7 protein-coding genes and 1 pseudogene are annotated in these 6,603 nt (G+C 40.2%); 3 read left to right on the top strand and 5 right to left on the bottom strand.

All coding sequences use genetic code 11. From position 1 onward, the window contains the following. The 3 genes and pseudogenes from AB7E63_RS12830 to AB7E63_RS12820 all read right to left on the bottom strand — a co-directional run. Positions 1–302, bottom strand: a pseudogene (locus AB7E63_RS12830) (GNAT family N-acetyltransferase); the annotation flags it as partial. Between the two features lies 1 nt (position 303). Further along, positions 304–1,047, bottom strand: a complete 744-nt coding sequence (locus AB7E63_RS12825) for a cytidylyltransferase domain-containing protein (protein ID WP_036745792.1) — start codon at positions 1,045–1,047, stop codon at positions 304–306. A 58-nt stretch (positions 1,048–1,105) separates the two neighbouring features. Then, complete coding sequence (locus tag AB7E63_RS12820) at positions 1,106–1,354, bottom strand: hypothetical protein (RefSeq protein WP_006339813.1); 249 nt, start codon at positions 1,352–1,354, stop codon at positions 1,106–1,108. 183 nt (positions 1,355–1,537) lie between these two features. On the opposite strand from AB7E63_RS12820, the gene dinB reads away from it, so the two are divergent. Continuing rightward, the gene (dinB, locus tag AB7E63_RS12815) at positions 1,538–2,617 is read left to right on the top strand and encodes a DNA polymerase IV (protein WP_013925094.1); all 1,080 of its coding nucleotides are present in this window, start codon (positions 1,538–1,540) and stop codon (positions 2,615–2,617) included. Here the strand turns inward: dinB and ssb are convergent. After that, positions 2,614–3,102 carry a single-stranded DNA-binding protein gene (gene ssb / locus AB7E63_RS12810; protein ID WP_006339816.1) on the bottom strand — a complete coding sequence of 163 codons (489 nt, stop codon included), beginning with the start codon at positions 3,100–3,102 and terminating at the stop codon, positions 2,614–2,616. The genes dinB and ssb overlap by 4 nt on opposite strands. A gap of 156 nt (positions 3,103–3,258) precedes the next feature. On the opposite strand from ssb, the gene AB7E63_RS12805 reads away from it, so the two are divergent. Continuing rightward, positions 3,259–4,107: a hypothetical protein gene (locus tag AB7E63_RS12805; RefSeq protein ID WP_241208946.1), complete on the top strand. Its 849-nt coding sequence runs from the start codon at positions 3,259–3,261 to the stop codon at positions 4,105–4,107. 51 nt (positions 4,108–4,158) lie between these two features. Here AB7E63_RS12805 and AB7E63_RS12800 read toward each other — a convergent pair whose 3' ends face one another. Next, positions 4,159–4,665: a CesT family type III secretion system chaperone gene (locus tag AB7E63_RS12800; protein WP_006339818.1), complete on the bottom strand. Its 507-nt coding sequence runs from the start codon at positions 4,663–4,665 to the stop codon at positions 4,159–4,161. Positions 4,666–5,041: 376 nt separating this feature from the next. Between AB7E63_RS12800 and AB7E63_RS12795 the strand changes: the two genes are divergently transcribed. Beyond that, positions 5,042–6,603, top strand: a 1,562-nt coding sequence (locus tag AB7E63_RS12795) for a glycogen debranching protein (RefSeq protein ID WP_428419621.1), incomplete at its 3' end; no start/stop codon positions are given.

Here is a 6,603-nt window from a genome sequence, read left to right as displayed (position 1 = left end):
ATCCCCCGATATTCAGGAGCAATTTGAATCGAAATCTCGCAACAGGATAACGTTTTTCCTACTGGATGTGAAATGGGATGAAAGGCCAAAAAGCCCGCACGATTCCCATCGACCAACATGAATAAGGGTGGCAATGCAGGACAAACAAAAAAACGTTCTTGAAATTCCTTCCAAAAAGGATCCCATTCTTTAAGCTCTTGATGAAAAGACATCGCACGCGTTACAGGGTCATTCCGCCACTCCATCACCTGGTGCGCATGGTTTTCAGAAACGCACACACATTCGAATCGAATTTTTTCCATTTCACCCATCATTTTTAACACTTTTCTGTTGAATTTGCGCATTTAGAAGGAGCCATTCTGGATGCTTTTGAAGAAGTAAAAGAATGTCATCTAAAGAAAATAACGGGTTTCTCGGATAGAGCGCCTCAATCACCCGCTTGACAAGTTCAAAATCTTCGGGAGTATCAACGGTTAAACGGTAGCGAGAAAGATCTTCTTCTAACGTCACATTAAAGACACGGTACTGTTTTTGGTGAAAATAAAAGACCGGTGTCACATGCTCCTGCTCGATTAAGCTTGTTTTAAGCGAAGCAGCTTTTTCCAATTCTTTAAATGAAAAGACTTCCACTTCCATTCCATAAGGAAAGGTACGCTTTAAAGCATTCGTGATATAATCGTATTCATGGGCATGATCTCGATAAAAAGTAATCTGTTGATCGATAATCTTCGGGTCTATAATCGGGCAATCAGCCGTAATACGCACAACCGCATCAGCATGTGTGAATTTGCCCGCTTCGACATAACGGCTTAAGACGTTCTCCTCGCTTCCTCTGACAACTTGCACATTTTCCTTCTGACAGTAGTCCACTATGGCTTGGTCAAGAGGATGCGTCGTTGTAGCAATCAACAAACCATCCGCATTAGCAGCAGCTTTTAGACGTTCTATCAAATAGCCAAGCAAAGGCCGCCCTAATACTGGCTTAAGAACCTTCCCGGGTAATCGTGTTGATCCCATACGTGCTTGAACGATTATCACAATGCGCAATTTTGAGCTCCTGTCCCATCAAACTTTGCTTCATCATACTCAAGCAGTCTCTTCCAAGCTATTCTTTTTTGCTAGCCATTTTTTCTTTGCGCCTTTCTCTTTTCCATCCTTCGGCAGTTTGCACTTTTATCCAAGGCTGAGCCTTATGCTCTTTCGAAATAGTGGGTTCCTTTATAGGAACTTCATTATCATCACTTTTTTTTGCAATCGAAACGGATTTTTTTGCCGGTGCGACTGATACTTTTTTTACAATGGCTTCTTTTACCGTTTTACTCGCTTTTTCCCCTGTCTTTTTTTTCTCAATCATACCACACCTCTGACCTTAAATTATTAAGAATCTAGAAGTTAAAGAAATACCCCTCTTCCATTTAACCTTGAATAAGTGTATTCCTTCACCCATGACTTCGTAAATTCAAAAAAGATGCCAGAATGGCTTTCAATGGAGTGAATTCTCCGTGACATTTTTCTTGAGCTTTACGAAAATAGGTGAATGAATCAGCGTATTATTTTTCATATCGATATGGATGCATTTTTTGCTTCCATTGAAATTCTGCGCAATCCCTCTTTAAAGGGCAAACCGGTTATTGTTGGGGGTTCCCCCGATAAACGAGGGGTTGTTTCAACATGCTCCTATGAAGCTCGAGCCTATGGGGTCCACTCCGCCATGTCTTTATTTGAAGCAAAAAAAAAATGCCCCCACGCCATTTTTGTGGAGGGGGATTACGCTATTTACAGGAATTACTCTTCCAAAGTGATGGATATCCTATCCAGGCACTCTTCTCTGGTAGAAGTGGTCAGTATTGACGAAGCCTACATGGATGTGTCCTTCTTGAAAGATGATCCAGAAATGACAGCTAAGCAGTATGGAAGAAAACTCAAAGAAGCGGTCTTGAAAAATACGGGACTGACATGTTCTGTCGGAATTGCAAGCAACAAGTTAATTGCTAAAATCGCGTCTTCACGCGCTAAACCGAATGGTCTTTATGAAATTCCTTCTGGGGAAGAAGCTGCTTTTCTTGCAACACTCCCGATTGGAGCAATTCCGGGTATTGGCTCAAAAACCGAGAAATCTTTAATCGATGATCGTCTTTACACGATTGCTGATCTTCAAAAAATCGATTTAGATACGTTGATCGAGCGTTATGGGACGCGGGGCTACTATTTTTATCTCGCAGCTCACGGCATTGATAAGCGACCAGTTGATGGAGAAGAATACTTTCCCAAATCCATTGGAGCAGAAACAACCTTCGAAGCCGATCTTGCGGACTCGACCATTCTACTCGAAACTTTATCTGAACTCGTTCAAAAAGCGTGTAAACGATTAAAAAAATACCAAACTAGAACGCGAGGCTTTTCACTTAAATTACGCTATAGCGATTTTCGCACAGTGACACGCTCTCGCCTTTTGTTCAGCCATACACAGGATGAACAAACCATCTGGGAAGAGGCTCGCGATTTTTTCTTAAAGGTACACACAAAAGATGTGCCACTCCGTCTGATAGGCATTTCTTTGGAAAAGCTCTCAGACGGATATTGGCAACCAACTTTATGGAATTGGGAGCAACCTTAAAAAGGTAGCTTAGAATCTTCATCCTCAAAGTTTTCATAAGAAGGATTCTGTCCATAAGACCCCGCTCCCCCATTCGACTGGAACGTTTGCTCACCAAAATCAGCACGACTTTGCTGACGAGGCGCAAATCCACCACCCTGCTGAGCACCGCCCTCTCTATCGCCTTTTTCAGATTTACCAAAAGGACTAAAGCGAATGCTTTCTGCTGTGAGTTCAAGTGCAACTTGAGGTCGCCCTTCTTTATCCATATAAATTTCAGGTTTTTTCATTTCGCCCATGATGATAACAGCACTTCCCTTTTTCAAGTGAGGCAAGATTTTGTCAAATTTGTCTCCCCAGCATGTCACACGCCACCAAGTGGTGACATCTTGTCCATTTTGATAAGAGTTTGTGGCAATACGTAAAGTCGTGACTTTTTGTCCACCAGGTGTAAAACGCGTTTCTGGATCTGCTCCGAGATGTCCTGCAAGATAAAGATGATTCATAGCTTTTCCTTTAATGATCTCAGAGCTTAAATTTTAAACACGTAAAAATTGAAATCCAATTTTTTAATGCTTGAAGCCCTGATGTTGATTTGTATAAAATTGCAGCTTTATACCATAAATAATATGGCCAGCAAAATCAAGGTAATTATGCACCCTATGGATCCCCAAAAAATTCGTTCGATGAAAGAAGAGCTCGATCTTCTACGACTTTCCCATACTGAAAAACAAACTTTATCTTTGCAAAGAGAGCAAGTAGAAACGGCTATAACTGAACAGGAAAAGGCTATTGAGACGTTGAAAAATACGTTATTTTATCAAAAAACATCCGATTTTTATTTAGAAGAGCAGCTTAAAGCTGCTCAAAAAATCCTTGCGGAAACAAAACAAAAACTCATAAGAATGGATCATCTTTTAGATTCTTTGGAGGATACTGCAGAAGAGAATATTGACCGGATGGAAGAAGATCTTTCCCTCATGATTCTCAGCCTTTACCCCTCCGAGCAGCCTATTTATACCGCCCTTAAAGGATCTTTAAACCATACACTTAATCTCCAGCAAAGTATTCAAGGTCTACACAACCAAACACAGCTGCTGCTTGAATTGGTGGAAGGAATCCTGAGCGTCCGTTACGCCGTAAAAAAACAAGGAATTCTATGCTATATTTTTGGAAGAAATCCTAACCAACAAATTGCCCAATATCTAGAAGCCATTCAACGGGTCATTTTGCAAACGTTAGAAACGCTTCAGCAATACCAAAATACTCTTACTGAGGATGACATTGAATTAAAAGCCCTTTCAAAATCTGCCCTTATCATCTATTCTGAACTATTAGATTTTTGCAAAAAGAAGTGGAATTTTAAAACAATCGATCAAAGCCTCATCCAGACCTATTCCGTATTAGGAGAATTACTTGAGAGTTTTCAGACAGAACTCAATCACCTGAAAAAAGAAGAACAAGATATTCGTATACAGATTAGAGATTGGATTGCCAACCACTCTGCATAAAAATGATGCACCGTTGAATCAAGAAATATTCAACGGCACATTTACAGGGGACTAGATTTTGATAAATCCTTGATTGCCTTTTTTCCCAGATAATCCACCAGGAAGCATATCGCTTTCTTTTGGCTTAGAAGCTGTATCTCTACCTTCTGAGATTTCTGCACAAAGCTTACGTAAGCCTTCTACTGTTTCTACGTAGAGAGGAGCAAACGCTCTGAGAGCTGATGGGACTGCATGTTCCATATCAATGGTGCAATGCATAAGAATTAGCTCTTCCTGCACAGCAACACCAACGCCCCCACCCGCCATTTGGCCACCGAGCATGGACATCTCTAGTAGTTTTTCGTAAAGGCGTAGTTTTGTTTTGTCGTCGCGTGGAAGTCCATCCAGAAGAGGAGAATAGAGATAGAGTCTTTTAGAATTTGGTTCGTAAGTTAAATGTAACGAAAACTCATCATCAATCCCCAAAATACAGGTATTGTTCTCGTCAAACTCTAACCCCTCTAAACCAAGCTCTTTCCCGAACTCTTTAAGGTTCTCTTTAGCATTTTCAAACGACATACACAACCTCCTAAAGGTTACGCTGCAACCTAGGGTTACAGTTTAAAAGTTTTTCATAATTTTTAAGTAAGAATCCATTCTTAAAAAAGATCAAAGATGCAAGATTGTCGTTTAAAAGTAAACTGTTTTCTCTGCAGCTTGCCCCCTAATCCCTACTCTCTAAAATCATTGATAAATTCATATAAACAATAAACTATAAACATCCTTTTTACATCTTTTTATTATAATATCTTTAAACAATAAACTGCAATTCAATCAACAAAACAAAGCAATAATAATTTTAATTTAACTAATAATCCCTATAAAAAAATTTGCACATAAAATTTCAGTTCGGTATACACAAATTATCTCTAATTCCTTTAATTTAGGCAAATACGTGTCAGAGCTTCAGTCTTTTCAAGTAGAAAAAGGATCCCCTCTTAACTTAGGTATCTTTGGTGATTGCGGCGGAATCAATTTTTCCCTTTTTGTGCATCAGGCCCAAAACGTAACCCTTCATCTTTTTTTAAAACCCACTGATCCTCCCATTGCTCAAATTCCTCTTTTCCAGACCGGTGAAATTTGGCACGCATATGTGAAAAATCTTCCTGCCGATTTAATATATGCATTTGAAATAAAAAAAGAAGATGGCAGCCATTACACAAAGGTATTAGATCCCTATGCTAAATCTCTAACATCGACACATATATGGGGGAAAAGTGGCAATTACGCCCCCTCTTGTGCTCATCCTTCAGCAAACACCTTTGATTGGCAAAATGTCAAATCGCCTCACCTGCCTTTGCAAAATTTGGTCATTTATGAAATGCACGTGAGAGGATTTACACAGCACCCCTCTAGTCAAGTCTCACACCCAGGACAATTTTTAGGCGTGATTGAAAAAATTCCTCATTTAATAGACCTAGGCATTAACGCCGTCGAATTGCTCCCTATCCAAGAATTTAACGAAAATGAATACCAAAAGCTATTCCCCAATCAGGAAAAGCAACTCTATAATTATTGGGGTTATTCTACCGTTAATTTCTTTTCCCCTATGAAGCGGTATGCATCCGAAGAAAATTCAGGAGTGGTCATTCAAGAATTTAAAACAATGGTGCGGGAGCTCCATCGACATGGAATCGAAGTGATTATTGACGTCGTTTTTAACCATACGGCAGAAGGAGGAAAAAAAAAACCAGGATTTTGTTTTAGAGCTTTAGCAGATGAGATCTATTATATCCAAGATGAAGAAAAGCAATACAAAGACTATACCGGCTGCGGAAATACAGTGAATAGCAATCACCCTGTTGTGCGCGAATTCATTCTTGATTGTTTGCGATACTGGGTGGTAGAAATGCATGTGGATGGCTTTCGTTTTGATCTAGCCTCCGCTTTAACGCGCGATGAACAAGGGATTCCAGTTCCTCTTCCCCCGGCCATTGAAGCCATTTCTGAAGACCCCATTCTATCAAAAGTCAAACTAATTGCAGAACCTTGGGATGCCGGAATGCTTTACCAGGTTGGAGACTTTTATCCTCAAAAAAATCGTTGGTGTGAATGGAATGGGCGTTATCGGGATAGCATCCGAAGATTTATAAAAGGAACCGATCACCAAAAAGGGGAATTTGCGACCCGGATATCTGGTTCATCCGACATGTACGGAAATGGGCGAGCACCAACCAGCAGCATTAATTTTATCAACGTCCATGATGGTTTTACATTGCGCGATCTTGTCAGTTATAACATGAAAGACAATCTCAGCAATGGCGAGGATAATCGAGACGGCACAAACGACAATGACAGCTGGAATTGTGGCGAAGAAGGAGTCACTGAGAATGCGCAAATTCTTCAATTACGTGAAAGGCAAATGCGCAATTTTCACTTAATCCTGATGCTTTCTCAGGGTATACCCATGCTTTTAATGGGAGATGAATATGGGCACACGAAAAAAGGCAATAATAA

Source organism: Parachlamydia sp. (assembly GCF_050255895.1).
GTDB lineage: Bacteria > Chlamydiota > Chlamydiia > Chlamydiales > Parachlamydiaceae > Parachlamydia > Parachlamydia acanthamoebae.
Note: the sequence above shows the minus strand (reverse complement) of the source record. Positions and strands in the feature narration are given on the sequence as shown.